The following is a 1,625-nucleotide window of genomic DNA, read 5'->3' as shown; positions in this document are numbered from 1 at the left end:
GATGTATGCTCTGATAGGTCAAATCTATAGAAAGCTTCTGATGGATGCCATTCAAGCCAACTCGGCGGCCTCGTTACAGCTGGCAACCCAGCTGTATGCGCTGAAAAAAAGCAGCGAACTGCAAAGCCAGAGCGCCTTGCAGCTATTGCAAGGTGTAGCCGCACCTGTAGCAAGCAGCAATCCGCCCCATCTAGGTCAAGGTATAGACGTAAACGCTTGATTCGGGTGTTTGATACAGATCAGTACCGGTTGCATGGCTAGTCATCAGAATATGGTCATATTTTCAGGTTTGTTCTGTCCCGTTCGCTTAATCAGGAGTTTACTATGCATCGCAATGTTTTCCGTCTTTGCACCGTGGCATTGGTGCTGGGGGTATCCGGCCAGGTTCTTGCCGCTACCTATGGTGAAGTGGGCGCGCGCGAGATGCGCCATATGGCGACCGAGTTCAAGGGGCGCATGGCGGGAACGCCTATCGAAAAAGCGGCAGCGGCTTATCTTGCAAAGCAGTTCAAGGCCATGGGTTATCAGGTGGGCGAGCAGTCGTTCAAGACGTCTTTCGAGTATGAAAAAGCCGACAAGAGCAAGGTCCGGCGCGAGCTGAAATCGGTCAATGTGATCGCGCTCAAGCCGGGCAAAGACAATAAGGTTGTGATTGTCGGTGCGCACTTCGATTCGCGTACCCCGAAAAAAGACAGCGATCTTGGTAAAATTGGCGGGCCTGAACTGGAAGGCCTAGATGACAACGCCTCTGGCGTGGGCTTGTTGCTAGAACTGGCGGCACAGCTAAAAAAAATCCCGACCCAGCACACCATCAAGTTTGTAGCCTTCGGTGCGGAAGAAACCGGGCTATTGGGGTCCAAGGATTTTGTAGCGCGCATGAGCGATAGCGATAAGCAGAATGTGATCGCGATGGTGAATATGGACAGCCTGATCACCGGTGACAAGATGTATTTCCATGCCGGCAAGGAAACCGTTGCCAAGGATGTTAAGGCAGGTTTTGTGCGTGACCGGGCCTTGGCTATCGCCAGAGGTCTGGGCATTCCGGCCGATACCAACCCGGGGCTGGATAAAGAGTACCCGCAAGGAACCGGTTGCTGTTCCGATCAGGAGAGCTTTGATAAGGCCGGTATCCCTGTACTGGCGGTGGAAGCGACCAATTGGGAAATCGGCGACAAGGACGGTTACGAGCAGACGACCAATAAGGCGATCAAGGACGGGATGAGCTGGCATCGCCCGGATGTGGACAATGTCAAAAACCTTGACCGGATTTTCCCGAACCGGGTTGAGCAGCGGGCTCGCGACTTCAGCCGCATTCTGACTCCGCTGGTGCTTGAGCTGGCTGGCGGCAAGGTCAAGTAAGCTGCTGGCTGTTGCTATGTGCTGAATCTGGCCAAGCCCGTGCCCTTGGCCGGATTCACCCGCCGTGCCGGCAGAGGCCGGGCGCATGGTCTTATTTGCGCGTGCCCGGTTCAGGCTGCGTGTTGCGCAATAGTTATTGCTAGCGCGCCGGCCTTCAGGGTAAACGTGCCTGACGGCCTCCGTCATTGTGCCACTACCACACCGCCTGCTGGCCACAGTAGGGCTTAAGGGCACCGCGCCTTCGCGCCTGATTAAAGGCTATCGTC

2 protein-coding genes are annotated in these 1,625 nt (G+C 55.3%); both read left to right on the top strand.

Annotated features, from left to right (window positions below; genetic code table 11):
* The coding region (locus ACRC1E_RS11795; protein ID WP_438515287.1) for a YjfB family protein at window positions 1–220 on the top strand (220 nt) is incomplete at its 5' end.
* A gap of 104 nt (window positions 221–324) precedes the next feature.
* Entirely contained in the window at window positions 325–1,359 is a 1,035-nt protein-coding gene (locus ACRC1E_RS11790) for an aminopeptidase (protein ID WP_438515286.1), read from the top strand.
* The last annotated feature ends 266 nt before the right edge of the window (window positions 1,360–1,625 follow it).

The organism is Craterilacuibacter sp., from assembly GCF_051659485.1.
Classification (GTDB): Bacteria; Pseudomonadota; Gammaproteobacteria; order Burkholderiales; family Chromobacteriaceae; genus Craterilacuibacter.
The sequence above is the reverse complement of the archived record's forward strand: the minus strand, read 5'-3'. Positions and strand labels throughout refer to the sequence as shown.

Excerpts from the sequence above, each read along its gene's own strand:
- ACRC1E_RS11790 (WP_438515286.1), top strand. The coding sequence starts at position 325 with ATGCATCGCAATGTTTTCCGTCTTTGCACCGTGGCATTGGTGCTGGGG.